Raw genomic sequence first — 24,804 nt, forward strand, 5'->3', positions numbered from 1 at the left:
CCGCGCCGCGGCGGGAGGCCCCTGTCCCCGGGCCCCCGCCGCGGTTCTCGTCGTGCGGGGGCCGGGCCGGCTCAGGGCACGAAGCGGTAGCCCATGCCCCGGACGGTCTCGATCGTGGGGGCGCCGAACTTCTTGCGCAGGTAGCCGACGTAGACGTCGACCACGTTGGAGCCGGGGTCGAAGTCGAAGCCCCACACGTGGTCGAGCAGCTGCTCGCGCGAGAGCACCTGGCCGGCGTTGAGCATGAAGATCTCGGCGAGGGTGAACTCGCGCGCCGAGAGGTCGACCTGGCGTCCGTCGACGGTGGCCCGGCGCGTGCGCACGTCGAGCGCCACCCCGCCGGCCTCGACCACGTCGCCCGAGCGGCCCCCGCCGCCCTCGTTGCCGGGGGCCTGGCGCAGGCGCAGCCGGATGCGCGCCTGGAGCTCGGCGAAGCGGAAGGGCTTGGGCATGTAGTCGTCGGCGCCGTTCTCCAGCGCGGTCACGGTGTCGCCCACCGAGTCGCGCGCGGTGAGCACGATGACCGGCATCCGCGAGCCCTGGGAGCGCAGCTGGTCGAGCACCTCGAAGCCGTCCATGCCGGGCAGGCCGATGTCGAGCACCATGAGCTCGTAGTCGCCGCTCAGGGCGTGGTCGAGGCCGCCGGGACCGTCGCCCACGACCGTCGCCTGGTGGCCGTCGGCCTTGAGACCCTTCGCCACGAACGACGCGATGCGCGCCTCGTCCTCGACGATCAGGATGCGGGCCACGAGTCCTCCTGGAGGGCCCTCACGGGCCGGGTGTCGGTGTCGGTGCTGGTGCTGGTGCCGGTGCCGGTGGTGGTGCCGGTGGTGCGGTCGGGGTCGGTCTGCCCGCGGGTGCTGTCGGGCCCGGTCACGGCCCGCAGGGCGGGCAGCGTCCGGGTCGCGGTGACGTCGGGGGCGCCGTGGGAGCGCGAGGGCAGGACGAGGGTGAAGCGCGCGCCGTGCGGCTCGGCGTCGTCGAGCTCGACGCGTCCGCCGTGGCCCTCCGCGATGGCGGCGACGATCGACAGGCCCAGCCCGAAGCCCTCGTCGCCCTCGGGCACGGCGCTGCGCCCGAAGCGGGTGAAGACCAGCTCGCGGTCGCCGGCGGGCACACCGGGCCCGGTGTCGCGCACCCACAGCCGCACCTCGCGCCCGTCGTACGACGAGCCCAGCGCGACCTCCGCGCCCGGGCGGGTGTGCTTGACCGCGTTGTCGGCCAGCTGGAGCACCGCCTGGGTGACGCGCTGCTCGTCGAGGTCGACCTCGACCTCGGCCGCGGCGTCGAGGCGCCAGGCACGCTCACCGAGGGCGCTGGCCTTGGACAGCAGGTCCTCGGTGAGCCGGCCGAGCTGGACCGGGCCGGTGGTGACGAAGTCGGGCCGGTCGCTCTTGGCCAGCAGGATCAGCTCCCCGACCAGGCGCGCCATGCGGTCGACCTCGTCGAGCAGCAGGCCCTTGGTCTCCTCGACGTCCTCGCGGGAGCCGACGTCGAGGAGCTCGAGGTGGCCGCGGAGCACGGTGAGCGGCGTCTTGAGCTCGTGGCCGGCGTCGTCGAGGAAGCGTCGCTGGCCCGCGAAGGAGTCCTCGAGCCGGTCGAGCATGCCGTTGACGGTGAGGGTGAGTGCGGTGATGTCGTCGTTGCCGCGCACGGGCACGCGCCGCGACAGGTCGGTGTCGCCGATCTCCTCGGCGGTCAGCCGCAGGGTGCGCAACGGCGCCAGCAGCCGGCCCGACTGCCAGAAGGCGAAGGCGATGACCGCGAGCAGCGACAGCAGCGCCACGATGCCGTAGGTGCGCATGGTGTCGAGCAGCTCGGCGCGGTCCTCGTCGAGGTAGACCACGACGACCAGGGCGCCGGTCGAGGGCCCGCTGGCGTCGGGGGCCACCGCGTCGGAGCCGGCCAGCGTGATCGGCTGGGAGGCGATGAGCACCTCGCCCTGCGCGGTGTCGAGGGTGGTCGACCCGCCGCCGGTGACCAGGGGAGCGGTGGCCGCGCGGAAGCCGGGGTCGTAGACCAGGGCGTCCTCGGGGAAGCTCACCTTGGGGCCGTCACCGATCCAGCCCACCAGCAGCTCGTCGTCGTCGGGGACGTTGCGGCCCATGAAGAGGTCGATGAGCGGGCGGATCGCGGGGAAGGCCTCACCGGTCTCGGGGTCGCGGCCGTCGGCGACGAGACGGGCGAACTCGTCGAGCTCCTGGTCGACCTCCTCGGCCGACTGCCGGTCGAGGCGCTGGCTCTCGATGGCGTAGACGATGAAGCCGGCGCCGGTCAGCGCGAGCGCGACGAGCAGGGCCACGGTGGCGGTGATGCGCACACGCACCGAGACGCCCGACCGGCGTGGTCGGGCGTCGGGAGCGGTGCGGGGCGCGTCAGTCGTCGTCATCCCCGCCGTCGTCGTCCCCGTCGTCCCCGCCGTCGTCGGTGTCGTCGTCCCCGTCGTCGTCCCCGTCGTCGCTGCCGGGGCCGCTGTCGTCGTCGACCTCGCCGGGCCGCGGCGCGACCACGTCGACGCCACCGGAGTCGTCCCCGCGCTCGTCGGAGTCGTCGCCGCGGTCGTCCGACCGGTCGTCGGAGCGCTCGTCGTCGGACCGCTCGCCGCCGCGGTCGTCGCCGGCGGCGCGGGCGGGGTCGGTGTCGGGTGAGGCCGCCGGGGAGATCACGACCGGGTCGCGGGGAGCCGGGCCGTCACTGGAGTTGGCGGCCAGGGAGCCCGCGACGTAGCCGCCCACGGGCAGCAGCAGCGCCAGGGCGACGACGACCTTCCACACGATGTTCATGACGAGGACGATCCTGCCTCATCGTGGGTCGGGCGTGAGACCGCGATGAGAGGGTTCTCATCCTCGCGACCCCGGCCACCGCACCGGCCACCGCACCGGCCACCGCACCGGCCACCGCACCGGCCACAGCCCCGGCCACCGGTCCGGCGCCCTGCTTCCGGCACGACCACCGGGCGCGGGGGAGCGACCGCTCGTCGCGCTCGGCGCGTCGGGCCAACGGCGAGCCGACCTCGTCTCACTAGAGTGGCCCGCGTCACTCCCCGTCCAGGAGGGTCCAGGAGACTCGTCCGCCCGGCGTGCCGCCGGGCGACCAGCCAGGAGGTCCGATGTTCGTCCCGTTCAGCGTTGCCGACTTCATCGAGCGTGCCGAGGGGGTGTACGCCGACCGCGTCGGCGCCGTCGACGAGCCGCAGCAGCCCGCGACCCCGCTGGGGGACGAGGGCCGCCTCACCTACGGCGAGATGGCCGCCCTGGCCCGCCGGCAGGCCGCGAGGCTCGACGAGCTCGGCATCGGCGTGGGCGACCGGGTCGCGGTGGTGAGCCACAACAGCTCGCGGCTGCTCACGTCGTTCTTCGGCGTCGCCGGATCGGGTCGCGTGCTGGTGCCGGTGAACTTCCGGCTGCGCCCCGACGAGGTGAAGTACATCGTCGAGCACTCCGGGGCGCGGGTGCTCTACGTCGACCCCGAGCTCGACGAGGCGCTGCGCGAGGTGACCGCGGAGCACCGCTTCGTGCTCGGCGACGACGAGGACCTCTACGCCCCCGAGGGCGCCGAGCCGCGGGCGTGGGAGCACGACGAGAACGCCACGGCCTGCATCAACTACACCTCGGGCACGACCGCGCGACCCAAGGGCGTGCAGATCACGCACCGCAACATCTGGACCAACGCCGTCACGTTCGCCATGCACGTCACGCTCAGCGACCGCGACGTCTACCTCCACACGCTGCCGATGTTCCACGCCAACGGCTGGGGCATGCCCTTCGCCACCACCGGCCTGGGGATCACGCAGGTGGTCATCCGCAAGATCGACGGCGCCGAGATCCTGCGGCGCGTCGAGGAGCACGGCGTCACGGTGATGTGCGCGGCCCCGGCCGTGGCCGCCGCCGTGCTGGAGGCCGCCCAGGACTGGGAGGGCGAGATCCCCGGGCGCGACAAGGTGCGCATCATCATGGCCGGCGCGCCTCCGCCGACGAAGACCGTCGCCCGGGTCGAGGAGGAGCTGGGCTGGGAGTTCATCCAGATCTACGGCCTCACCGAGACCTCGCCGCTGCTCACCGTCAACCGCTCGCGCGCCGAGTGGGACCACCTCGGCACGGAGGAGCGCGCCGGTCTGCTGACCCGCGCCGGCGCACCCGCGCTCGGGGTCACCCTGCGCATCGACGACTCCGAGGAGGGGGCCGGGGAGGTGCTGGCCCGCTCCAACGTCGTGCTCGAGGGCTACTGGGAGCAGCCCGAGGAGTCGGCGAGGGCGCTGGCGGGCGACTGGTTCCACACCGGTGACGGCGGTGTCATCGGCGAGGACGGCTACCTCACCATCAGCGACCGCAAGAAGGACGTCATCATCACCGGCGGCGAGAACGTCTCCTCGATCGAGGTCGAGGACGTGCTCTTCTCCCACCCCGCGGTCTCCGAGGTCGCCGTCATCGGCGTGCCCAGCGAGAAATGGGGCGAGACGATCAAGGCGCTGGTGGTGCTCGCCCCCGGCGGCGAGGCCACCGAGGCCGAGCTGATCGCGTGGTGCAAGGACAAGGCGGCCGGCTACAAGGCCCCGACGTCGATCGAGTTCCGCGACGAGCTGGCCCGCACCGCGACGGGCAAGCTGCAGAAGTTCAAGCTGCGCGCGCCGTACTGGGAGGGTCGCGACCGCCAGGTCAACTGAGGGCTCGGCCGGCGGGTCAGGACGAGGCGGCGACGTCCAGGACGACCTCGAACTCCAGCAGGTCGGCGCCCGAGGAGACGGGGTCGCGGCGCTCGCCGCCCTCGCCCCCGTGCACGGCGCCGGCCTGGCCCTCGCGCCAGGCGGAGAAGGCCTCGTCGTCGGCCCAGTGGGTGACCACGAAGTAGCGGGACTCCCCGGCGACGGGGCGCAGCAGCTGGAAGCCGAGGAAGCCGGGCGTGCCGTCCATGCGGTGGGCGGCCGCCCCGAAGCGCTTCTCGAGCTCGGCACCAGCCTGCGGCGGCACGGAGATGGCGTTGATCTTCACGACGGGCATGCGCCCAGCCTAGGACCGGTCGCACAGGAGTCGGATGCCCGTCACCGGGCGTACGCCGGATAGCCTCCCGCCCATGCCCTCGCCCCTCTCCCTGCGCGACGTCGTCGACCTGCTCCACGGGTGGTACCCGCCGGCCACGGCCGACGACTGGGACCGTGTCGGGCTCGTGCACGGTGACACCGCGCAGCCCGTGGCCCGGGTGATGCTGGCCGTCGACGCGACGCTCGAGGTGGCGCAGGACGCCGTCGCCTGGGGCGCCGACCTCCTGGTCGTGCACCACCCGCTCTTCCTCCAGGGCGTGCACGGCTTCACCACCGAGACGCCCAAGGGGCGCACGCTGATGACCCTGGCCCGCGGCGGCTGCGCCCTGCTGGCCGCCCACACCAACGCCGACCAGGCCGCGGGCGGGGTCTCGGAGGCGATGGCGCTCGCGCTGGGCCTGGAGGACCTGCGCCCGGTCCTGCCCGCGCCCGCCGCCCCGCTGGACAAGCTCACCGTCTACGTGCCGGCCGCCGACGCCGACCGTGTGCGCGCCGCGCTGGCGGAGGCCGGCGCCGGGTCGGTGGGGGCCTACGAGCACGCGTCGTTCTCCTCCGTGGGCGAGGGGCGCTTCCGGCCGCTGCCCGGCGCGCGCCCGGCCATCGGCACCGTGGGCCAGTTCGAGGTGACCTCCGAGGTCAACATCGAGGTGGTCATGCCCCGCAGCCGCCGCGCCGAGGTGGTCGGGGCGATGCTCGCCGTGCACCCCTACGAGGAGGTCGCCTACGACGTCGCCGAGATCGTCGACGCCGGCGTCGGTCTCACCGGCACCGGCCGGATCGGCACGGTGGCCGAGACGACGCTGCGCGACTTCGCCGACGTGGTCGCCCGGGCCCTGCCGGCCACGGCCCAGGGCGTGCGGGTCGCCGGCGACCCCGACCGCGTCGTACGCCGCGTCGCGCTGTGCGGCGGGGCCGGCGACTTCCTGCTCGACCGGGTGCGCGACAGCGACGCCGACGTCTACGTCACCAGCGACCTGCGCCACCACCCGGCCGGGGAGTTCCTCGAGCACGACGGCCCGGCCCTGGTCGACGTGGCCCACTGGGCCGCGGAGTGGACCTGGCTGCCGGTGCTGGAGAAGCGTCTGCGCGCGGCGCTGGGCGATACGGTGGAGACCCGCGTCAGCACGCGATCGACCGACCCCTGGACGTTCCGCACGGAGCGTCCCGACACCAGGAGCACCCCCTGAAAGCCGACCCGTCCGCCCAGCTGAAGCTCCTCGACCTCCAGGAGCTCGACGCCCGCGCCGACCAGCTGCGCCACCTGCGCTCGCACCTGCCCGAGCTGGCCGAGATCGCCGACCTCACCACGCAGCGCAAGCAGCTCGACGACCAGGCCCGCGACGCACGGATCGTGGTCGACGACCTGCAGGCCGAGCAGGCCAAGGTCGACGCCGACGTCGAGCAGGTCAAGGCCCGCCGCACCCGCGACCGCGACCGGATGGACCAGGGGCTCATCACCAACCCCAAGGACCTCGAGCGCATGGGTCACGAGCTCACCTCCCTCGAGCGCCGCATCGCCAGCCTCGAGGACGACGAGCTGGAGGTCATGGAGCGCATCGAGCAGGCCCAGGCGACCCTCGACTCGCTCACCGCCCAGGTCGAGACCATCGACACGCGCCTGGCCACGCTCACCGAGGCGCGTGACGAGAAGGCCGGGGTCATCGACACCCAGCTCGTCGACGTCGAGGCCCAGCGCGGCCCGTCGGTCGAGGGCCTGCCCGAGGACCTGCTGGCGCTCTACGAGAAGCTGCGCGCCCAGAAGGGCGGCGTGGGCGCCGCACGGCTGCACCAGCGCCGCTGCACCGGCTGCCAGCTCGGCATCGACAACGCCGAGATCGCCGTCATCCGCTCCACCCCGGCCGACACCGTCGTGCGCTGCGAGGAGTGCTCGCGCATCCTCGTGCGCACCGCCGAGTCGGGCCTGTGACCGCTGCTCCCACGCCGGCGCCCCGCCGGGTGGTCGTGCAGGCCGACGGGGGCTCGCGGGGCAACCCCGGGCCGGCGGCCTACGGTGCCGTGCTCACCGACGCCGACACGGGCGAGGTCGTCGCCGAGGACGCCGCGCGCCTGGGGGTGGCGACCAACAACGTCGCGGAGTACTCCGGGCTGATCGCCGGACTCCGCCTCGCCCGCGACCTCGCGCCCGGCGCCACCGTCGAGGCGCGGATGGACTCCAAGCTGGTCGTCGAGCAGATGTCGGGGCGCTGGAAGATCAAGCACCCCGACATGGTGCCGCTGGCGGCCGAGGCGAGGACGCTGGCACCGGCGGGCACGACGTACACCTGGGTGCCGCGGGCGCAGAACGCCCACGCCGACCGGCTCGCCAACGAGGCGCTCGACGGTCGGCGCGACGGCGTCACCGTGGCTCCGGGGTACGCCGGGGCGGGTGCGCCGGCCCAGGAGCACGACGAGTCGCTGGTGGAGGAGGTCGAGCGCTCGGCGCCCGCGCGCGGCTGGTCGGGCCCCGGCGGCCCGCCGACGACCCTGGTGCTGCTGCGCCACGGCGTCACCCCGCACACCGCGGCCAAGCGCTTCTCCGGCGGTCTCGGCGGCGACAACCCTGGGCTGAGCGAGGAGGGCCGCGCCCAGGTGCGCGCCGCCGCCGACTGGCTGAGCGGGCTCGGCGACCGGGTCGACGCCGTCGTCGCCTCGCCGGTGCGCCGCACCCAGGAGTCGGCCGCGATCGTCGCCGAGCGGCTCGGCCTCCCGGTCGAGACCGAGGCCGGCTTCGCGGAGATGGAGTTCGGCGCCTGGGACGGCCTGACCTTCGCCGAGGTCGCCGAGCGCGACCAGGCCGGTCTCGACGCCTGGCTCGGCTCGCTCGACGTGCCGCCGCCCGGCGGAGAGTCCTTCGCCGTGGTGCAGGAGCGGGTGCTCGCCGGTCTCGGTCGGGTGCTGGAGCAGCACGCCGGGCGCACCGTGGTGGTGGTCAGCCACGTGACCCCGATCAAGACGCTGGTCGCGCACGCCGTCGACGCGCCCCTCGGCGCGGTCTTCCGCATGGAGCTCTCGCCGGCGTCGATCTCGGTGCTGTCGTTCTACCCCGGTGACGAGCCCTCCGCCCCCCGCGGCTCGATGCGGCTCTACAACGCCCTGCCCCCCGGCGACCAGGCCAGCCTCGACCCCGGTCGCTGGTAGCCGGCGGCGCGGACGCCGCGGGCTGCCGCGGGCGGTGGGCTGGTGCGGCGGGCTGAGCTACCTGCCGGGGCCGGGGTCCGCTGTCGAGGGTGTGCTGGTGCGGCGGGCTGAGCTACCTGCCGGGGCGTCTCGGCCCCGAGTGGGTCGTGGTGGTCGCCGATGCTGCGGAATTGGCAGCGTGCGGGAAGTGGCGGGAGACGACAGGTCGGAGGGTCGTGGGCCTGTCGTTCGCCGCCACTTCTGAGTGGGCGGGTCCGCCGGGTCGGACGTCGTCCGGGTGTCGGCGGTGCGGGCCGCGTGCTGCTGCGGGTCGCGGCCCCGGGTGGCTGGTGGTGGTCGCTGTTGCCGGATCGGCGGCGTGCGGGAAGTGGCGGCAGACGGCAGGTCGGAGGGTCGTGGGCTTGTCGTTTGCCGCCACTTCTGAGTGGGCGGGTCCGCCGGGTCGCCCGTCGTCCGGGTGTCGGTGGTGCGGCCGGGTCCGCTGCGGGTCTCGGCGCCGGGTGGCTGGTGGTGGTCGCTGTTGCCGGATTGGCGGCGTGCGGGAAGCGGCGGCAGACGGCAGGTCGGAGGGTCGTGGGCCTGTCGTTCGCCGCCACTTCTGAGTGGGCGGGGCTGCCGGGTCGGATGTCGTCTGGGTGTCGGCGGTGCGGGCCTGCTGCTGCGGGTGGCGGCGCCGGGTGGCTGGTGGTGGCCGCCGCCAGCGGGTTGATGGCCCGTGGGTACCTGGCGGCACACGCCAGGTCGGGGGCCCGCGTGAAGTGGCGGCAGACGGCAGGTCGGAGGGCCGTGAGCCTGTCGTTCGCCGCCACTTCTGAGTGGGGGGGCCGCCGGGTCGGATGTCGTCCGGGTGTCGGGGGTGCGGCCGGGTCCTGCTGCGGGTCGCGGCGCCGGGTGGCTGGTGGTGGTCGTCGCTGTTGCCGGATCGGCGGCGTGCGGGGAAGTGGCGGCAGACGGCAGGTCGGAGGGGCGTGGGCCTGTCGTTCGCCGCCACTTCTGAGTGGGCGGGGCCGCCGAGTCGGACGTCGTCCGGGTCTCGGTGGTGCGGCCGGGTCCGCTGCGGGTCTCGGCGCCGGGTGGCTGGTGGTGGTCGCCGCCACCGGGTTGATGGCCCGTGGGGACAGGGCGGCACACTCCAGGTCGGTGGCCCGCGGGAAGTGGCGGCAGACGACAGCTCGGAGAGCCGTGGGCTCGTCGCACGACGCCACGTCCGGGTGCTTGTCCACAGGGTGCCGCCGTGGACGGGACCGAGGGGCCCGGAGTGGGAAGGACCCGGGGGTGTCCAGCCTCGCGAGCGGTCCCGCCCCCGACGGCCCCCACGAGCCCGACGCCGGGGCCGTGCGGGGGCGCCGGCGCGGCGTCGGGTGGCGTCAGGTGGCGCACGGCCTGCACGTGCCGGCGTCGGCCGGGGACGACGAAGAGCTGGCGGCGTGGCTGCTGCTGGTGCCGCCGTCGGGCGGGCTGACCCATCTCACCGGCGCCGCGGCGCGGGGCTGGTCCCTGCCGCCGCTCCCCGCCGGCCTGCCGGTGCTGGTCTGCATGGGCCGGCGCGACGTGCGTCCGGCCCGCCCCGGGCTGCGCACGATCCGCCTGGCGCGGCCGCGGGTCGAGGACGTGCGGGGGCTGAGGGTGGCGCCCGCGCTCGACGTCCTCCTGGCGTGCGCGTGCGACCTCGCGCTGCTGGACCTGGTGGTCCTCGTCGACGCCGCGCTGCGCGAGGACGCCTCCTGCCTCGACGGGCTCGCGGACCTCACCGGGCGGCGGGGCCTCCCGGCGCTGCGTCGCGCCGCCGCGCTGGCCGACGCCGGGGCGGAGTCGGCGTGGGAGAGCGTGCTGCGGGTGCTGCACCACGTGTGCGGGGCCGACGTCGTGAGCCAGCACGAGGTGCGCGACGACTCCGGCATGGTCGCCCGCGGCGACCTGTGGCTGGTCGGCACGACGGTGCTGCACGAGTACGACGGAGCCCACCACCGCGAGGCGCCCCAGCACGCCGACGACCTGCGCCGCGACCGCCGCCTGGCCCGCGCCGGGTGGTCGCGCCGCGCCTACACCTCGGGCGACCTCGTCGCGCGGCCCGGCGCCGTGGTGCGGGACGTCGACCTGGCCCTGGGGCGCGAGCACGACCCGGCCACGGTGCGCGCGTGGACCGCGCTGCTGCGGGCGTCCTGCTTCACCCCCGCGGGGCGCCAGCGACTCGTCGAGCGGCTGGCGACCTCGCCGGTCGGGCGCGCTGCCGTGCGCCCCGTCGGGTGACTGGTCGACCTTGCTGCCGAGGGCCCCGGTCGGGTGACTGGTCGACCTTGCTGCCGAGCGCCCCGGTCGGGTGACTGGTCGACCTTGCTGCCGTGCGCCCCGGTCGGGTGACCGGCCGACCTTGCTGCCGAGCGGCCGGCGCCCTCGCCGGTCGGGCTCGGCGCCGAGTGCTCCGTCGGGTGACCAGTCGGGCTCGCTGCCGAGTACTCCGTCGGCATCCGACGGCAGCGGCCGACCGAGCGCCGACCGAGCGCCGTGCGATCACCGGCGGAGCGCCGTGCGAGCGCCGTGCGATCACCGGCGGAGCGCAGTGCGAGCCGAACCGTGCACGGTGCCGACCGCACGCGCGACCGTGAGCCCTGGACGCAGGGGCGACGGGCGAGCCCCACGATCTCCCGGCACAGCGGCACCGGGCCCCGGTGAGATCGCGGCCGGTCAGAGCGCGGCGACCACTACGTCGAGGCGGGTGCCCTGGGGTCCGGGGGCGCCGACCTCGACGGTCCAGCCGAGGTCGTGCAGCGCCTCGGCGAGCCGCGCCGGGGTGCGGGGGTTGGCGCCGTCCTCGAGCAGCCCGCGCACGAGGCGACCCTTGGTGGCCTTGTTGAAGTGGCTGACCACCTTGCGCACCCCGTCGACCTCGTGGAGCACGCGCACGGTGGCCACGCGGCGCGCCTCCTCGGGCGAGGGGCGCCAGAAGGCGGCGTACGTCGAGGAGCGCAGGTCGACGAGCAGGCCGTCGCCGACGGCGTCGAGCACGGCCGGGCCCAGCGCCTCGCGCCAGACCCCGGCGACGGGGCCGAGACCGGGCAGCGAGGTGCCACCGGAGAGCCGGTAGGCGGGGATCCGGTCGGCGGGGCGCACCAGGCCGAAGACGCTGGAGACGACCGCGAGCCGGGTGGCGGCGCGGCGCCGGGCGGCGGGGGAGAGGGTGGCGGCGTCGAGCGCGTCGTAGACGACCCCGGCGTAGACCTGGTCGGCGCGCGCCGTGGGGCTCTCGCGCAGGCGCCGGTCGAGGTCGACGAGGTCGAGCTGGGTGGAGCCGACGTCGAGGGTGCGGGCCGCCGCCTCGGGATCGCCCTCGCACAGGGCGACCAGTGCGTCGACGACGCGCTCGCGGGCGGGGGTGAGCGAGGGGGAGGAGAGGGACCCGAGGTCGAGGGGCTTGCCACGCCGCGGCGCGGTCTTGCCCTCGCTGGGGGGCAGCAGCATCAGCACGTCGCTATGGTGCCTGCATGCCCAGCAACCGCGTGGTCCGGGTCCGCTCCTCCGACGACGGGGTGGCCGCGACCCGGCTGCGCGCCGGGATCGACCGCATCCGCGAGGAGCTGGAGGTCACCGAGGCCTTCCCGGCCGAGGTCGAGGAGGCCGCCGCGCGCGCGGCCGCTGCGCCCCGGCTGCCCGACCTCGACCGCACCGACCTGCCGCTGCTGACCATCGACCCCGAGGGCGCGCGCGACCTCGACCAGGCGCTGCACCTCGAGCGCAGCGACGACGGCGGCTTCGTCGTGCACTACGCGATCGCCGACGTCGCGGCCTTCGTGACCCCCGGCGACCCCGTGGACGTCGAGGCCCACCGCCGCGGCGAGACCCTCTACGCCGCCGACGCGAAGGTGCCGCTGCACCCGCGGGTGCTCAGCGAGGACGCCGCCTCCCTGCTGCCGGGGCAGGTGCGGTCCGCGCTGCTGTGGACGATCACCCTGAGCGCCGAGGGCGAGCGCACCGACGTCGTGGTCGAGCGGGCCCGGGTGCGCTCGACCGCCCAGCTGTCCTACGAGCAGGCCCAGGCCGCGATCGACGACGGCAGCGCGGCCGACTCGCTGCGGGTCCTGGCCGAGCTCGGACCGATCCGCCTGGCGCGCGAGGCCGCGCGCGGCGGCGTGTCGCTGCCGCTGCCCGAGCAGGAGGTCGACGTCGACGGGGAGACCTGGCACCTCGAGTTCCGCCGGCAGCTGCCGGTGGAGGAGTGGAACGCCCAGCTCTCCCTGCTCACCGGCTTCGCAGCCGCCGCGCTCATGGTCTACGGCCGCGTCGGCCTGCTGCGCACCCTGCCGCCGCCGGACCCGCGCGACGTGCAGCGGCTGCACCGCACCGCCCGCGCGCTGGGCGTCGAGTGGCCCGCCGAGCAGCTCTACCCCGACTTCGTCCGCTCCCTCGACCCGTCGCTGCCCGCGCACGCCGCGATGGTCGTGGCCTGCACCCGGCTGCTGCGCGGCAGCGGCTACGTCGGCTTCGACGGCGAGGTGCCGGCCGACCCGCAGCACGCCGCGCTGGCCTCGGAGTACGCCCACGTCACGGCGCCGCTGCGCCGCCTGGGCGACCGGTACGCCGGGGAGGTGTGCCTCGCGCTGTGCGCGGGGGAGGACGTGCCCGCGTGGGTGCTGGCCGAGCTCCACGAGCTGCCGCGCACGCTGCAGCGCTCGGGGCAGCTGGCCGGTCGCTACGAGCGGGCGGTGCTCGACCTGGTGGAGGCCGGGGTGCTCGCCGGGCGCGTGGGCGAGGAGATGGCCGGCGTGGTCGTCTCGGTCGACGACGAGGGTCACCGGGGCACCGTCGTGGTGGCCGACCCCGCCGTGGAGGCCACGGTCACGGCGGCGGGCGAGCTGCCGCTCGGGGCCGACGTACGGGTCAGGCTGGAGAGCGCCGACGTGACGACCGGGAGGGTCGGGTTCGCGCTGGTGGAGTGAGCGGTGCCGCCGCGGGAGCGTCGTGGGGCGAGGTAGGCCGGCCCCCGGGTCTGCCGCGTCTCGTGCCGGGGGGAACGCGAGCCGCGTCGCAGCCACCCGGGGGGCCGTGGGTCCTACTCTCCCCAGCGCGCGGGGGCGATCACTCCTCCGATCGGACATTTCTGGCCGGGGAGCCGGTCAGAAGCGTCCCGACGGGGCTCAGGTGTCGCGGCGCGGGCGCTCGTAGTCCGACGGCTCGCTGTCGATCATGAAGCCGCGGTCGGCCTTGATGCCCTCGACCATGCGGTGCAGCCAGTCCTCGTCGGAGGTCTCGATGTCGCGCTGGGCCAGCTCGCCGCGCAGGTAGTCGAGCAGCTCGGTCTGGCCGGTCGCGTAGGCGACCGAGGTGGAGTCGACCGCGGCCTGCAGGTCGGCGTCGTAGGTGGCCATGGGGTTCCTTCCGTCGGCGCCGCCGGTCGGCGGCAGGTGAGCAGTGTGACGTACGTCGGGGCGGTGCGCTCAGGCGGTGGTGCCGGGCTCCAGCCGCGCACCGGGCTCGAGCACCACGCCCTCGCCGACCGTGCACTCACGGCCGAGCAGCACGACGTGCTCGGGGTCGGGCCGCGAGGCCGTCTCGCGGGGCGCACCGACCATGGCGCCGACGCCCACGCGGCAGCGCACGTCGACGACGGCGTCGTGCACGGCGCTGCGGGCACCGACCACGGAGTCGGCGAAGAGCACGCTGTCGGTGACGATCGCGCCCTCCTCGACGACCACCCCGGGCCCCAGCACGCTGCGGTGCACCGACCCCGCGACCTGGCAGCCCGGGGAGACGAGGCTGTCGACGACGTCGGCGCCGTCGCGCAGCCGCGCCGGCGAGCGCTGCGGCTGGCGGGTGAGGATCGGCCAGTCGGCGCGACCCAGCACCCCCTGGTCGTCGAGGAGCAGGTCGTGGTGGGTGCGCAGGTACTTGTGGGGCTCGCCCAGGTCGCGCCAGTAGCCGTCGAGGGCCAGCGCCCGGGTGCGGCCCCGCTCCACCAGCCGCGGCACCAGGTGGTCGCCGAAGTCGTCGAGCCCGGAGTCGCCGGCCGGGCTGTCGGCGCCGAGCTCGCGGTGCAGCTCCTCGAGCACCGCCACCAGCACGACCGGGTCGTAGGCGATGACCTCGGTCGAGACCACCGAGGTCACGGGCTCGTCGGGCTTGTAGGCGAAGCCGGTGACGAGGCCGTCGTCGTCGGCCTCGACGACCCCGTGGTCGCCCGCCTCGGAGGGGTCGACCTCGCTGGTGAGCAGGGTGCACTCGGCGCCGCGGTCGAGGTGGGCGGCGACGAGCTCGGCGTAGTCGTAGGTGTAGACGTGGTCGGCGCTCATCACCAGCAGGACGTCGGCGCCGAAGCCGGTGATCTGGTGGCGCAGCCGGTAGAGCTCGTCGGCGTTGCCCCGAGCGAAGCCCTCCTCGTCGAGGCTGCCGGTGCCCTCCTCGGGCATGAGCAGCCGCAGGCCGCCGCGGGTGCGGTCGAGGTCCCACGGGCGTCCGTTGGCGACCTCCTCCTCGAGCGTGCCGCCCTGGAACTGCACCGAGAGCCACACGTCGCTGATGCCGCTGTGGGTGAGGTTGGACAGCGGGAAGTCGACGAGCTGCAGGACGCCGGCCACGGGCAGCGCGGGCTTGGCGCGCTCCCGGGTCAGCACGTCCATGCGCCCACCGGCGCCGCCGGCCTGGACGATCGCGAGCACGCGGGGTCTGGTCATGGGTCACCCAAGCACGGACGCCGTCCCGTGCGCGAGGCCCCCCGGGGTGGTGCGGGCACCACGGGCGCCGCGGCTCCGCCCGGGACGCGGCGCGGGCTCGGCTCAGGCCCCGGCGGCCAGCCGGTGCCGCACCACGCGGCGGCGCAGGGTGGGGGAGGAGACGACCTCGTAGCCGGCCTCGAGGAAGACCTGCAGGAGCCCGACCGACGCCTCGTCCCAGATGACGGTGCGCCCCGGGGCGGGCTCGATCGGGTAGCCCTCGAGGACGTGGGCGCCGACCTGCGCGCCGTACTCGACGGTGGCCGCGGCGAGCTCGTAGGTGAGACCGCCCCTGCGCCAGCCCGACCGCACCAGGAAGCAGGTCACCGACCAGACGCCGGACAGCTCGGGGTCCTGACGCATCCACGGCTGCTTGCGGCTCCAGATGCGGGGGTAGTGCTCGCGCGGCTCGACGGCGACCCAGCCGGCGGGCTCGCCGTCGACGTAGCCGACGAGACCGGAGGTCGGGCCGTCGGTGCCGCAGGCGGTCTGCGCGACCAGCGCCGCCTCCCGCTGCTCCTGGGTGGTGTCGCGCCAGATCCAGCCCGGCGCCTTCAGGCCCTGGCAGCGGCACCTGCTCGCCCCGCCCGCCGCGAACACGGCCGCGACGTCCTCGGCGGAGGCGCGGTGGGCCGGGAGCCAGGTGAACTCGGGCATCTCGCGACCCTAGGACCTCGGCGTCCCGGGGTGAAGGGGCACGCGCGGTGCAGCGGACCCCGGGGTGCGGACGGGCTGGCCTGTAGGCCGGGTTCTGTGCCGGCTCGCGCCGGCGGCGACCATCCATCTACGACTGCCGTTGCCGACAGCCTCCAGCGGTCTACCCGTGCACTCGGGCGGGTCACCCTCAGACGTGCACGCGTGCGGGGCCTCGCGGCTCCGTACTTCTTGACCTTGCTCCAGGTGGGGTTTGCCTAGCCGCCCCGGTCGCCCGGGGCGCTGGTGGTCTCTTGCACCACCGTTTCACCCTTACCGCCTCGGGCCGGAGCCCTCGGCGGCGGTCTGTTCTCTGTGGCACTGTCCCGCGGGTCACCCCGGGTGGGCGTTACCCACCACCACGCCCTGTGGAGCCCGGACCTTCCTCGGCGCCTCCCGAGGGAGACGACGCGGTCGCCCGGCCAGCCCGTCCGCAGGAGAGAACGTACCGTGGGGGCGTGTCCTCCGACGACCTGGTGCCCCCGCCCCTCGTGTTCCCCGGCCAGACCGGCGCGGAGTCGGCCTACCGCGTCGCCCACGACCTGCTCGCGCGCCGCGCACCGGCCGAGGCGCTCGCCGTGCTCGAGCCCGCGCTCGCCCTCGACCCGACCAGCTCGGGGCTGCGGACCCTGCGCGCCTGGGCGTACCTGCTGCGCGCCCAGCTGACGAAGGCCGAGGCCGAGCTGGCCGGCCTGGTGGAGGAGAAGCCCGACGACCTGTGGGCGCGCCACGCGCTGGGGCGCGCCCTGGAGCGCCAGAGCCGCCTCGCCGACGCCCTGCCCCACCTGCGGCTGGCCGCGGCGATGTCGGGCGACCCCGAGCACGAGGTCGCGGTGCTCCGCGTCGAGCGGCGCCTCGCCGAGGCCGGCGAGCGGTCCTTCGACGACCTGACCTGACCCCCGACCTGACCTGACCCCGACCTGACCCGGCCTCGGGGCCTGGGGTGGGTCAGCCGCCCTCGCGGTCGCCGCGGACCGTCGGGGCCGTCGGGACAGCGGCGTGCCCGCGGTAGCGCGGCGCCACCTCGCGCAGCGCCTCCAGCACCACCCGCACCGCGGCCCGCTCGGCCTGGTCGGCGCGGGCGAGCGCGGCGATGCGCCTGGTCTGCACGGGCTCGGCGGTGGGCAGCAGCACCGGCCTGCCCGCCCCCGAGCGGGCGCCCGACCCCGACGCGGGGCCCGAGCCCGCGTCGCCGAGGCGCGCGGCGTGGCGCGGCAGCAGGGCGAGGCCGTGCCCGGCACCCACGAGCGCCTGCTGGGTGCGCAGGTCGGCGAAGCGGTGGGTCACCTGCGGCGCCGGGGCGCCCGCGGCGGCGAACCACGCCAGCAGCGCCCGGTCGAAGGGCCAGCCGGCCGGCACCCCGACCCAGGTCTCGGCGCGCACGTCCTCGACCCGGACCGGCCGGGTGGTACCGGCCAGGGGGTGGCCGGGCGGCACACCCACGTCGAGCGGCTCCTCGACCAGGTCGACCACCCGCACGCCGCGCCGTCGCCACAGGGCCTGCGACACCGCGCCCGACCACGCGCCGTCGACCGACGCGCGGTGGGCCAGGACGACGTCGGCGAGGTCGGTGCGCGCGGCGTACTCGTCGCCGTGGAGGTCGGCCTCGACCACCTCCAGCTCCAGACCGGGGTGGCGGGAGAGGGCGGTGAGCAGGTGGGGGAGCAGACCCTGCGCGGCGGTGGGGAAGACGCTGAGCCGCACGGTGCCCCGCACCTCGCCGTGGTAGTCGTCCCACCGGGCCTGCACGCGCTCGAGCGCCTGCTCGACCTCGCCCGCGGCCTCGCAGAGCACCCGGCCGGCGTCGGTGAGCTCGACGCGGCGACCGACCCGGCGCAGCAGGCTGGCGCCGGCCTCGCGCTCCAGGGTCTTGAGCTGCTGGGAGACCGCCGTGGGGGTCAGGTGGGCGCGCCCGGCCACCGCGGTGACGGTGCCGAGCCGCTCGAGGTCGCGCAGCAGCCCCAGCCGCCGGACGTCGAGGTGGCGCGGGGGCGGGGCCTGCCCGGTCGGGACGTCCATGAAGGAAGACTACGCAGTCGCTGCAGAACGATGACATGGACCTTCACGGTGGGTGGCCCCAGGCTGGGTGCATGACCCTCACGCACGTCCCGCTCCGGGTGGGCCGCCGGTGACCCGCCGCGACGCCCTGCTCGCCGTGCTCGTCTCGGTCTGCTGGGGGGTGAACTTCCTGGCCATCCACGCCTCCCTGGAGCACTACCCGCCGATGTTCCTGGTCGCGCTGCGCTTCGCCGTGATCGCGGTGCCCACGCTGCTGCTGGTGCGGCGCCCGCAGGTGCCCGCGCGCTGGCTGGTCGGCTACGGCGTGGGCTTCGGCGTGCTCCAGTTCGTGTTCCTCTACGCCGGCATGGCCGCCGGCATGCCGGTCGGGCTGTCCTCGCTGGTGCTCCAGGCCTCCGCGCCCTTCACGGTGCTGATCGCGGCGGCGTGCCTGGGCGAGCGCCCCTCCCGCGCGACCTGGGTGGGCATCGCGGTGGCGATGGCCGGGCTGCTGGTGATCGCGGCCTACCGCGGCCTGACGGTCTCGCTGCTGCCGACGGTGCTGGTGCTGCTGGGGGCGCTGGGCTGGGCCCTGGGCAACATCGCCTCGCGTCAGGCCCAGGCCCAGGCCGGGCCGGCGAGCGCCTCGCCCTTCGCGCTCATGCTGTGGATGACGGTCGTGCCCCCGCTGCCGATGCTGGCGCTCTCGCTCCTGGTCGAGGGGCCGGACCGGATCCTCGCGTCGCTCGGCTCCGCCGTGGGTCCGGGTGCCGCGCCCGAGGCGGCCGCGGCCAACCTCGGCCTGCTCTACACCGTGGTCGTCGGCACCCTGGTCGGCAGCGGGCTGTGGACGCTGCTGCTGCGGCGCAACCCCTCCAGCGCGGTCGCGCCCTTCTCGATGCTGGTGCCGGTCACCGGCATCACGACCGCGTGGCTGGTGCTGGGCGAGACCCCCGCGCTGGCCGAGGTGCTCGGCGGGGTGCTCGTGGTGGGGGGTGTGCTGCTGCCCCACGCGTGGCGCCGGCGCCGGGGCTCGCGTGCGGCGGCGGGGGCGGGCTCAGGGGTGGGTGAGGACCTCGGCGCCGTCGGCGGTGACGAGGAGGGTGTGCTCGAACTGCGCCGAGCGCCGTAGGTCCTTGGTGGCCACCGTCCAGCCGTCGTCCCACATCGTCCACTCGTGGGTGCCGAGGTTGAGCATGGGCTCGATGGTGAAGGTCATGCCCACGTTGATGACGTCGTCGTAGTGCGGGTCGTCGTAGTGCGGCACCACGAGCCCGGAGTGGAAGTGGGTGCCGATGCCGTGGCCGGTGAACTCGCGGACCACGCCGTAGTCGAAGCGACGGGCGTAGGTCTCGATCACCCGGCCGATGACGTTGAGCCGTCGGCCGGGCATGACCGCCCTGATCGCCCGGTCGAGGGCCTCGCGGGTGCGCTCGACCAGCAGCCGCGACTCCTCGTCGACGTCGCCGGCGAGGAAGGTGGCGTTGGTGTCGCCGTGCACGCCGTCAAGGTAGGCGGTGATGTCGATGTTGACGATGTCGCCGTCCTCGACCACGCGGCTGTCGGGGATGCCGTGGCAGACGATCTCGTTGACGCTGGAGCACAGCGACTTGGGGAAGCCGCGGTAGCCGAGCGTGGAGGGGTAGGCGCCGTGGTCGTACAGGAACTCGTGGCCGAGGCGGTCGAGCTCGTCGGTGGTGACCCCCGGCTGCACCGCCGCGCCGACGGTCTCGCGTGCCTGCGCGGCCAGGCGGCAGGCCGCGCGCATGCGCTCGATGGTCTCGGCGTCCTTGACCTCGCTGCCCTCGAAGGGAGCGGGGGCGGGGCGGTCGACGTACTCGGGGCGCACGATGTGGGCGGGCACCGGGCGGCGCGGGCTGACGGCGGCCGGGGTCACGGGGGCGGCTGCGGGAGGGGTCACGGGCGTGAAGTGTAGTTTCGCCCCCATGGCTGACAGCGACGGCGAGTACTGGTTCAACGTCAAGCTCCACCGGGTGGAGACCACCGAGGACCTGAGCCCCAGCAAGGACCGGCTCGGCCCCTACGCCACGCGGGCCGAGGCCGAGCGGGCCCTGGAGAAGGCGGCCCAGCGCAACGAGGACTGGGACGGCGACCCGGACTGGAACGACGACGCCCCCGCCGCCGGCGGGGACCCCCGCTGACGGTGGCCCCCGGCTGGGGCGGGGGGCGGGGCCGACCCGGTCGCCCGCCGCGCCGCGCGGACGCCGCCTCCCCGTGGCCCTTCGTCGGCATGGCCGGCATGGCCGCGGTCTTCTTCCTGTACGCCGCGAGCGGCCCGGTCACGCCGTGGTGGGGTCAGGCCCTGCTGCTGGCCTTCTGGGCCCTCCTGCTCCTGGTGGCCGCGGCCTGGTGGAGCCTGCATCCCGGCTGGGTGCCGTGGGTGCCGGTGGTCGGCTTCGTGGTGCTCTTCGCGACGGTCGTCGCGGGGGCGGCCTGGTGGGGCTGGGCGGACTAGCCGCCCCACCACGCCGGCCCGCCACGCCGCCCCGCACGCCGCCTCACGACGCCGCCCCGCCCCGGCAGCAGCGCCACCGCCGGACCGCGGTGCCCCGCGCTCAGGCGGTGGGCTCGGGCTCGGGCTCGGGCTGCTTCACCGACAACCGGGTCAGGCGCGCGCCCTCGCGGCCGGTGACGACGAGGGTGTGCCCACCGACAGCGAGGTCGTCGCCGACGTCCGGGATGCGCCCGAGGCGGTGCAGCACGTAGCCCGCGGCCGTCTCGTAGGGTCCGTCGGCCAGCTCCACGCTGGTCTGGGTCGCGAACTGCTCGATGGTCAGCGCGGCGTCGACCTCGCCGTCGTCGGAGGTGCGCTGGTGGGTCGCGGGGTCGTCGTACTCGTCGTCGATCTCGCCGACCAGCTCCTCGACCAGGTCCTCGAGGGTGACGATGCCGTCGGTGCCGCCGTACTCGTCGACGACGACCGCGAGGTGGGCCCGCTGCTTGCGCATCCAGGTCAGGGTGGGCAGCACCCGGTTGGTGCCGGGCAGGTGGGTCACCGCGCGCAGGTGCTGCTCGACGGTGTCGGTGGGGTCGTCGGGGTCGGCGCCGAACAGGTCGCGCACGTGCACGAAGCCGCGCACGTCGTCGACGTCGCGCCCGATGACGGGGTAGCGGGAGAAGGGGTTGTCGCGGATCGTGGCGAAGGCCTGGGCCACGGTGTCCTCGACGCGCAGCACCGTCACGTCGGCGCGGGGCCGCATCACCTCCACCAGCGTGCGGTCGCCGGCGTCGAAGACGTCGACGAGGATCTGGCGCTCGCTCTCGCCGAGGCCCTCGTGCTGGTCGACCATGTAGCGCAGCTCGTCCTCGCTCATCTCCTCCGAGGCCGCGTGGGGGTCGCCGCCGACCAGGCGCACCACGGCGTCGGTCGACTTCGACAGCAGCCAGATCACCGGGCGCATGAGGTTGGCGAAGCGGTCGAGCGGCGGCCCGACGACCAGGGCGACGCCGGCGGAGCGCTGCAGCGCGATGCGCTTGGGCACCAGCTCGCCCAGCACGAGGCTGACGTAGGCCACCACGAGGGTCAGCAGGACCAGGGCGGCGGTGTCGGCCGCCGCCTCGGGCAGGCCCGCGCCGACGAGGAAGGGCGCGAAGTCGGGCGCGAGCGTCGAGGCGCCGTAGGCGGCGGAGAAGAAGCCGGCCACGGTCACGCCGATCTGCACGGCGGCGAGGAAGCGGTTGGGCTGGCGCGCGACGTGGGCGACGCGTCCGGCGCGCCCGCCGCGCTTCTCGAAGTCGCTGACCTGGCTCTCGCGCAGGGAGACCAGCGCGATCTCCGTGCCGGCGAACACCCCTCCGACGAGCACGAAGGCCAGCACGAGGGCTGCGTTGATCAGGGTCTGTTGGTCCACCGGTTCTCCTGGTGCGGGGGCGAGGTGGTGCCGAGCGTGCCTGATCGCCCCAAGGGGTGATCCGGATGCGGCCGGGGTCGGGCCGGGGGCGGGCCGGGGTCGGGCCGGGTCCGGTCAGGCCGGGGTGACCCGCAGCACGACGTCGTTCCCGTCGCCGTTGTCGGTGGTCAGCAGCAGCGCGCCGCCGGGGGCCTGGGTGACCTGGCGGATGCGGCCGTGCTCCTTCAGCGCCGCGGGGGCGCGGACCTTGCGCAGGTCACCCCGCGCGTCGAAGGTCAGGAAGAGCACCTCGGTGTCCTTGAGCACCGCCACGGCGAGGGCGCCCCGCAGGGCGCCCCACTGCTTCCCGCGCACGAAGGTGGCACCGCAGGTGGCGACGGTCGAGGGGCCCGAGCGCCACCGGGCGGCGACCTGGGTGCCGGGCAGCGACCGGTCGGTCATCGGCACCTGCTCGTTGTAGCCGGGGACGGGGTGCCAGCCGTAGTCGCCGCCGTTGCGGAGCTTGTTGACCTCGTCGTCGCGAAAGCTGCCCTGCTCCACCGACCACAGGCTGCCGTCGGCGCGCTGGGCCAGGCCCTGCACGTTGCGGTGGCCGTAGGTGTGGACGTAGCGCTTGCTGCGCACCTTCGCACCGGGGAAGGGGTTGCCGGGCCAGGGGGCGCCCGTGCGGCGGTCGAGGCGCAGGGTCTTGCCGCCCAGCGAGGTCAGGTCGCGGGGGTTGGTGCCGACCGCGGCGTCGCCCGTGCCGACGAGCAGCGAGCCGTCGCGGGCGACGAGGAGCCGGCAGCCGCCGTGGCGCCCGGAGGAGGCGGGCAGGCCCTTGAGGAGCACCTTGGCGCGGGTCGCGGTGGTGGCGGCGTCGTCGAGGGTCCAGGCGACCACGCGCACGTCGTGGCCGCCGCCGGAGGTCGTGGCGCCCTGGCAGGTGTAGAAGCGCCCGTTGTCGGCGAAGCGGGGGTCGACCTCCAGGCCCATGAGGCCGGTCTCCCCGGAGACCCACACCTGGTCGGAGGGGAAGTCGACGTCGCGGGTCTCGCCACCCTCGACCACGGTGAGCGCGGCGCGGTCGCGCTGGGTCACCAGGAGGCGCCCCTCGCCGATGGAGCGCACGTCCCACGGGTGGTCGAGACCGGAGGCCACCCGCGACACCCTCAGCCGCGGCACGGCCCGGGGTGCGGTGACGGGGGCGGGGTGAGGGTCGGCGGTGCTCCCGGGAGCCGCGGTGCGTGAGTCCGTGGGGCCCTGGCCGTCGGGCGTCGCCTGTGCCGCCTGGGCGGTCGGTGCCGCGGGGGCGAGGAGCGCGGCGGCGAGCACGGCGGCGGCGCACGCGCTCAGGCGGCCGCCACGGTGGGCGGGACTGCCGGCGGGGCGGGTGGGGCGGCGGAGTCCGAGAGGGGCCATGGCGCCACGCTACGGCGCGACCCGCCCGGAGGCATCCACCCGATCGGTGGATCTCGTGTGGAGGAGCGCCCGCCGGGCGCTGCGGTGCCGGGCGTCGTGTTACCGAACCGGTGGGGTCGTGTCACCGCTGCGTGGACCGGCCGTGGGCCTGACGTCCGTAGTGTTCTACCCATCAGCCGGACCTTCCGGGGGGACGGACCGGCTGCCGACGGAGAAGGCGACGGAGGGTCGCGCGCTCCCGGGGGACCACGTGGCTGGGGGGCCACAGCGCCCCCGTCGTCGGACACACGAGGACAGCCCGCACGACGTTCCGGGGGGAGCGGCGCGCGGGCTGTCTCGTGCTGCCCGGAGGTCGCGTCAGAAGGTGTGCTCGGGGCCGGGGAAGGTGCCGCCCCTGACGTCGGCGGCGTAGGCACGGGCCGCGTCGAGCATGACGCCGTGCAGGTCGGCGTACTGCTTGACGAAGCGCGGCATCCGCCCGGTGCGCAGACCCAGGGCGTCCTGCCACACCAGCACCTGGCCGTCGCACTCGGGGCCGGCCCCGATGCCGATCGTGGGGATGCCCAACGCACGGCTGACCTCGCCGGCGACGTCGCCGGGCACCATCTCCATGACCACGGCGAAGGCGCCGGCGGCCTCGACCGCCCGCGCGTCGGCCAGCACCCGGGCGGCGGTGTCGCCGCGGCCCTGCACGCGGTAGCCGCCGAGGGTGTGCTCGCTCTGGGGCGTGAAGCCGATGTGGGCCATCACCGGCACGCCGCCGCGGGTGAGCAGCTCGATCTGGGGCGCCATCTCGGCTCCGCCCTCGAGCTTCACGGCGTGGGCGCCCCCCTCCTTCATGAAGCGCACGGCGGTGTCGTAGGCCTGCTGCGGCGAGCCCTGGTAGGAGCCGAAGGGCAGGTCGCCGAGCACCATCGCGCGCCGCGCCGAGCGGGCCACGGCGCGGGTGAGCGGCAGCAGCTCGTCGACGGTGACCGGCAGCGAGGTCTCGTTGCCGAGCACGTTGTTGGAGGCGGAGTCGCCGATGAGCAGGACGTCGATGCCGGCCTCGTCGAAGGTCTGCGCGGAGTACTGGTCGTAGGCGGTGAGCATCGTGATCCGCTCCCCGCGCTGCTTCATCTCGCGCAGGTGGTGGGTGCGCACGCGTCGTGCCGGGGCGGGTGCGGCGGCTGCGGCGGCTGCGGTGGGGGCGGCCGGGCCGGTGCCGTAGGGCGCGGGCTCCTCGGGCGCGGCGGACGACGGCACGGACGGGTCGGGCGACCCGGGGCTGGGCGTGCTCATGACGAGCTCCTTCGGCTGCGATCTCGCGGCTCCCGGATGGAGTCCACGGACTGCTCCCAGGCTAGGGGCGCGAGGTGGCCGGGCGGCAGGTGCGCCAGCGGGTGGTGGTGCTCACACCGACGCGGCCCGACGTCAGCTGACGGGCCGGCCGGCCGCGTCGGCCGCGGCCTCGAGCTCGGCCACGACGATGCGCCGCATGCCGAGCATGGCCTGCATCGCGGCTCCGGCCCGTGCGGGGTCGGGGTCGGAGACCAGCTCGCCGAGCCGGTCGGGCACGACCTGCCAGGACAGCCCGAAGCGGTCGGTCAGCCACCCGCACCGCGACTCCTCCCCGCCGTCGCCGAGGCGCCGCCAGTAGTGGTCGACCTCGGCCTGGTCGCGGCAGGCGATGCTGAAGGAGACCGTCGGCGTGAAGCCGGCGTGGAGCGGTCCGCCGTTGATCGCGCGGAAGGTGAGGCCGTCGAGGGTGAACTCCCCGGCCATCACCGTGCCCGCGGGCATCGGGGCGCCCTCGCCGTACCGCGACAGGTGGCCGACCGAGGACCGGGGGAAGATCGCGGTGTAGAAGGACGCCGCCTCCTCCAGCTCGTGGTCGAACCACAGGCAGGGGGTGATGCTGCCGGCGGGCCTGTCTCCTGTGCTGAGGCTCATGCGGGGGCAGACCACGGCGGGGCGGGGA

Annotated in this window: 24 protein-coding genes and 1 other RNA gene; 10 read left to right on the forward strand and 15 right to left on the reverse strand. The window is 75.3% G+C overall.

Annotated features, from left to right (window positions below):
- Window positions 1-71: 71 nt before the first annotated feature.
- From ASF47_RS12480 to ASF47_RS21135, 3 genes are read right to left on the reverse strand one after another with little or no spacing between them, the layout of a single operon-like run.
- Window positions 72-749: a response regulator transcription factor gene (locus ASF47_RS12480; RefSeq protein WP_056864264.1), complete on the reverse strand. Its 678-nt coding sequence runs from the start codon at window positions 747-749 to the stop codon at window positions 72-74.
- The gene (locus tag ASF47_RS12485) at window positions 734-2,389 is read right to left on the reverse strand and encodes a sensor histidine kinase (RefSeq protein WP_156697874.1); all 1,656 of its coding nucleotides are present in this window, start codon (window positions 2,387-2,389) and stop codon (window positions 734-736) included. Before ASF47_RS12485 ends, ASF47_RS12480 begins: the two co-directional genes overlap by 16 nt.
- The gene (locus tag ASF47_RS21135; RefSeq protein WP_156697875.1) at window positions 2,376-2,783 is read right to left on the reverse strand and encodes a hypothetical protein; all 408 of its coding nucleotides are present in this window, start codon (window positions 2,781-2,783) and stop codon (window positions 2,376-2,378) included. The genes ASF47_RS12485 and ASF47_RS21135 overlap by 14 nt, the downstream gene beginning before the upstream one ends.
- 326 nt (window positions 2,784-3,109) lie before the next feature.
- Between ASF47_RS21135 and ASF47_RS12490 the strand changes: the two genes are divergently transcribed.
- Window positions 3,110-4,663, forward strand: a complete 1,554-nt coding sequence (locus tag ASF47_RS12490) for an AMP-binding protein (RefSeq protein ID WP_056864265.1) — start codon at window positions 3,110-3,112, stop codon at window positions 4,661-4,663.
- A 16-nt stretch (window positions 4,664-4,679) separates the two neighbouring features.
- On the opposite strand, the gene ASF47_RS12495 is transcribed toward ASF47_RS12490, so the two are convergent.
- On the reverse strand, window positions 4,680-4,997 hold the full coding sequence (locus ASF47_RS12495) for an antibiotic biosynthesis monooxygenase family protein (protein ID WP_056864266.1): 318 nt from the start codon (window positions 4,995-4,997) through the stop codon (window positions 4,680-4,682).
- Between the two features lie 73 nt (window positions 4,998-5,070).
- Between ASF47_RS12495 and ASF47_RS12500 the strand changes: the two genes are divergently transcribed.
- The 4 genes from ASF47_RS12500 to ASF47_RS12515 all read left to right on the forward strand — a co-directional run bounded on the left by ASF47_RS12500 (window position 5,071) and on the right by ASF47_RS12515 (window position 10,426).
- A complete protein-coding gene (locus tag ASF47_RS12500) occupies window positions 5,071-6,225 on the forward strand; it encodes a Nif3-like dinuclear metal center hexameric protein (RefSeq protein WP_056864267.1) in 1,155 nt (384 codons plus the stop codon).
- A 20-nt stretch (window positions 6,226-6,245) separates the two neighbouring features.
- Window positions 6,246-6,965 carry a CT398-like coiled coil hairpin domain-containing protein gene (locus ASF47_RS12505; protein WP_082500348.1) on the forward strand — a complete coding sequence of 240 codons (720 nt, stop codon included), beginning with the start codon at window positions 6,246-6,248 and terminating at the stop codon, window positions 6,963-6,965.
- Window positions 6,962-8,176, forward strand: a complete 1,215-nt coding sequence (locus tag ASF47_RS12510; protein ID WP_056864268.1) for a bifunctional RNase H/acid phosphatase — start codon at window positions 6,962-6,964, stop codon at window positions 8,174-8,176. Before ASF47_RS12505 ends, ASF47_RS12510 begins: the two co-directional genes overlap by 4 nt.
- Window positions 8,177-9,451: 1,275 nt before the next feature.
- Window positions 9,452-10,426 carry a hypothetical protein gene (locus ASF47_RS12515; protein ID WP_056864269.1) on the forward strand — a complete coding sequence of 325 codons (975 nt, stop codon included), beginning with the start codon at window positions 9,452-9,454 and terminating at the stop codon, window positions 10,424-10,426.
- A 435-nt stretch (window positions 10,427-10,861) separates the two neighbouring features.
- Here the strand turns inward: ASF47_RS12515 and yaaA are convergent, their stop codons facing one another.
- Entirely contained in the window at window positions 10,862-11,635 is a 774-nt protein-coding gene (gene yaaA, locus ASF47_RS12520) for a peroxide stress protein YaaA (RefSeq protein WP_228942118.1), read from the reverse strand.
- A 23-nt stretch (window positions 11,636-11,658) separates the two neighbouring features.
- On the opposite strand from yaaA, the gene ASF47_RS12525 reads away from it, so the two are divergent.
- Window positions 11,659-13,110, forward strand: a complete 1,452-nt coding sequence (locus tag ASF47_RS12525; RefSeq protein WP_056864271.1) for an RNB domain-containing ribonuclease — start codon at window positions 11,659-11,661, stop codon at window positions 13,108-13,110.
- 198 nt (window positions 13,111-13,308) lie between these two features.
- Here the strand turns inward: ASF47_RS12525 and ASF47_RS12530 are convergent, their stop codons facing one another.
- The 4 genes from ASF47_RS12530 to rnpB all read right to left on the reverse strand — a co-directional run bounded on the left by ASF47_RS12530 (window position 13,309) and on the right by rnpB (window position 16,003).
- The gene (locus ASF47_RS12530; RefSeq protein WP_056864272.1) at window positions 13,309-13,539 is read right to left on the reverse strand and encodes a hypothetical protein; all 231 of its coding nucleotides are present in this window, start codon (window positions 13,537-13,539) and stop codon (window positions 13,309-13,311) included.
- A gap of 69 nt (window positions 13,540-13,608) precedes the next feature.
- Window positions 13,609-14,841: a glucose-1-phosphate adenylyltransferase family protein gene (locus ASF47_RS12535; RefSeq protein ID WP_056864273.1), complete on the reverse strand. Its 1,233-nt coding sequence runs from the start codon at window positions 14,839-14,841 to the stop codon at window positions 13,609-13,611.
- Window positions 14,842-14,943: 102 nt separating this feature from the next.
- Window positions 14,944-15,537 carry a hypothetical protein gene (locus tag ASF47_RS12540; RefSeq protein ID WP_056864274.1) on the reverse strand — a complete coding sequence of 198 codons (594 nt, stop codon included), beginning with the start codon at window positions 15,535-15,537 and terminating at the stop codon, window positions 14,944-14,946.
- A gap of 67 nt (window positions 15,538-15,604) precedes the next feature.
- Window positions 15,605-16,003, reverse strand: an RNA gene (gene rnpB / locus ASF47_RS14265) — RNase P RNA component class A.
- Window positions 16,004-16,031: 28 nt separating this feature from the next.
- On the opposite strand from rnpB, the gene ASF47_RS12545 reads away from it, so the two are divergent.
- Window positions 16,032-16,469, forward strand: coding sequence for a tetratricopeptide repeat protein (locus ASF47_RS12545; protein ID WP_082500251.1), 438 nt, complete (start codon window positions 16,032-16,034; stop codon window positions 16,467-16,469).
- 52 nt (window positions 16,470-16,521) lie between these two features.
- Here ASF47_RS12545 and ASF47_RS12550 read toward each other — a convergent pair whose 3' ends face one another.
- Window positions 16,522-17,592: a LysR family transcriptional regulator gene (locus ASF47_RS12550; RefSeq protein WP_056864275.1), complete on the reverse strand. Its 1,071-nt coding sequence runs from the start codon at window positions 17,590-17,592 to the stop codon at window positions 16,522-16,524.
- Between the two features lie 109 nt (window positions 17,593-17,701).
- Here ASF47_RS12550 and ASF47_RS12555 point away from each other — a divergent pair, with 109 nt between their 5' ends.
- Window positions 17,702-18,703, forward strand: a complete 1,002-nt coding sequence (locus ASF47_RS12555) for an EamA family transporter (RefSeq protein ID WP_082500252.1) — start codon at window positions 17,702-17,704, stop codon at window positions 18,701-18,703.
- Here ASF47_RS12555 and map read toward each other — a convergent pair.
- Window positions 18,629-19,492, reverse strand: coding sequence for a type I methionyl aminopeptidase (map, locus tag ASF47_RS12560; RefSeq protein WP_235558734.1), 864 nt, complete (start codon window positions 19,490-19,492; stop codon window positions 18,629-18,631). The genes ASF47_RS12555 and map overlap by 75 nt on opposite strands.
- Window positions 19,493-19,517: 25 nt before the next feature.
- Between map and ASF47_RS12565 the strand changes: the two genes are divergently transcribed.
- Complete coding sequence (locus ASF47_RS12565) at window positions 19,518-19,733, forward strand: hypothetical protein (protein ID WP_056864277.1); 216 nt, start codon at window positions 19,518-19,520, stop codon at window positions 19,731-19,733.
- An 89-nt stretch (window positions 19,734-19,822) separates the two neighbouring features.
- Window positions 19,823-20,047 (forward strand): hypothetical protein, encoded by a 225-nt coding sequence (locus ASF47_RS12570; protein ID WP_156697876.1) that lies wholly within the window; start codon window positions 19,823-19,825, stop codon window positions 20,045-20,047.
- Between the two features lie 100 nt (window positions 20,048-20,147).
- On the opposite strand, the gene ASF47_RS12575 is transcribed toward ASF47_RS12570, so the two are convergent.
- The 4 genes from ASF47_RS12575 to ASF47_RS12590 form a co-directional block, all read right to left on the reverse strand.
- Complete coding sequence (locus ASF47_RS12575; protein ID WP_056864279.1) at window positions 20,148-21,443, reverse strand: hemolysin family protein; 1,296 nt, start codon at window positions 21,441-21,443, stop codon at window positions 20,148-20,150.
- Window positions 21,444-21,557: 114 nt separating this feature from the next.
- Window positions 21,558-22,844 (reverse strand): PQQ-dependent sugar dehydrogenase, encoded by a 1,287-nt coding sequence (locus ASF47_RS12580; RefSeq protein ID WP_056864280.1) that lies wholly within the window; start codon window positions 22,842-22,844, stop codon window positions 21,558-21,560.
- A gap of 357 nt (window positions 22,845-23,201) precedes the next feature.
- On the reverse strand, window positions 23,202-24,125 hold the full coding sequence (gene panB, locus ASF47_RS12585; RefSeq protein WP_056864281.1) for a 3-methyl-2-oxobutanoate hydroxymethyltransferase: 924 nt from the start codon (window positions 24,123-24,125) through the stop codon (window positions 23,202-23,204).
- Window positions 24,126-24,257: 132 nt separating this feature from the next.
- A complete protein-coding gene (locus ASF47_RS12590) occupies window positions 24,258-24,776 on the reverse strand; it encodes a VOC family protein (protein WP_056864282.1) in 519 nt (172 codons plus the stop codon).
- Window positions 24,777-24,804: the final 28 nt, after the last annotated feature.

Source organism: Nocardioides sp. Leaf285 (genome assembly GCF_001422955.1).
Taxonomy (GTDB): domain Bacteria; phylum Actinomycetota; class Actinomycetes; order Propionibacteriales; family Nocardioidaceae; genus Nocardioides; species Nocardioides kribbensis.

Bases quoted from the DNA above. Each gene is read 5' to 3' on its own strand.
- ASF47_RS12485 (WP_156697874.1), bottom strand. From the start codon at position 2,389: ATGACGACGACTGACGCGCCCCGCACCGCTCCCGACGCCCGACCACGC.
- ASF47_RS21135 (WP_156697875.1), bottom strand. From the start codon at position 2,783: ATGAACATCGTGTGGAAGGTCGTCGTCGCCCTGGCGCTGCTGCTGCCC.
- ASF47_RS12490 (WP_056864265.1), top strand. From the start codon at position 3,110: ATGTTCGTCCCGTTCAGCGTTGCCGACTTCATCGAGCGTGCCGAGGGG.
- ASF47_RS12495 (WP_056864266.1), bottom strand. From the start codon at position 4,997: ATGCCCGTCGTGAAGATCAACGCCATCTCCGTGCCGCCGCAGGCTGGT.
- ASF47_RS12500 (WP_056864267.1), top strand. From the start codon at position 5,071: ATGCCCTCGCCCCTCTCCCTGCGCGACGTCGTCGACCTGCTCCACGGG.
- yaaA (WP_228942118.1), bottom strand. From the start codon at position 11,635: ATGCTGCTGCCCCCCAGCGAGGGCAAGACCGCGCCGCGGCGTGGCAAG.
- ASF47_RS12525 (WP_056864271.1), top strand. From the start codon at position 11,659: ATGCCCAGCAACCGCGTGGTCCGGGTCCGCTCCTCCGACGACGGGGTG.
- ASF47_RS12530 (WP_056864272.1), bottom strand. From the start codon at position 13,539: ATGGCCACCTACGACGCCGACCTGCAGGCCGCGGTCGACTCCACCTCG.
- ASF47_RS12535 (WP_056864273.1), bottom strand. From the start codon at position 14,841: ATGACCAGACCCCGCGTGCTCGCGATCGTCCAGGCCGGCGGCGCCGGT.
- ASF47_RS12540 (WP_056864274.1), bottom strand. From the start codon at position 15,537: ATGCCCGAGTTCACCTGGCTCCCGGCCCACCGCGCCTCCGCCGAGGAC.
- ASF47_RS12550 (WP_056864275.1), bottom strand. From the start codon at position 17,592: ATGGACGTCCCGACCGGGCAGGCCCCGCCCCCGCGCCACCTCGACGTC.
- ASF47_RS12565 (WP_056864277.1), top strand. From the start codon at position 19,518: ATGGCTGACAGCGACGGCGAGTACTGGTTCAACGTCAAGCTCCACCGG.
- ASF47_RS12570 (WP_156697876.1), top strand. From the start codon at position 19,823: ATGGCCGGCATGGCCGCGGTCTTCTTCCTGTACGCCGCGAGCGGCCCG.
- ASF47_RS12580 (WP_056864280.1), bottom strand. From the start codon at position 22,844: ATGGCCCCTCTCGGACTCCGCCGCCCCACCCGCCCCGCCGGCAGTCCC.
- panB (WP_056864281.1), bottom strand. From the start codon at position 24,125: ATGAGCACGCCCAGCCCCGGGTCGCCCGACCCGTCCGTGCCGTCGTCC.
- ASF47_RS12590 (WP_056864282.1), bottom strand. From the start codon at position 24,776: ATGAGCCTCAGCACAGGAGACAGGCCCGCCGGCAGCATCACCCCCTGC.